Below are 271 nucleotides of genomic sequence, written 5' to 3'. Positions count from 1 at the left end.
GCTGATGCTGGTTTGCCGGGAAATGAACTGTTGTTTATGCAAGGATTTGAACCACAACAAGATTGGTTTATCACCCGTTCTGGTTATACAGGAGAAGATGGTTTTGAAATTGCTCTTCCTATAGGTTGTGCACGCGCATTGGCTGAAAAGCTGCTCAGCGATTCTCGTGTTGAGTGGGTTGGTCTTGCAGCGCGTGACAGTCTTCGATTGGAGGCAGGGTTATGCTTGCATGGCAATGATATTACCCCTGATACTACGCCCATTGATGCTG

Annotated in this window: 1 pseudogene; it reads left to right on the top strand. The window is 47.2% G+C overall.

Annotation, left to right across the window (positions count from 1 at the left end):
- A pseudogene (locus ACFIO5_RS12640) lies at nt 1-271 on the top strand (glycine cleavage system aminomethyltransferase GcvT); the annotation flags it as partial.

This window comes from Bartonella sp. AA86SXKL, assembly GCF_042196885.1.
This window is presented reverse-complemented; position numbering and strand designations above follow the sequence as displayed.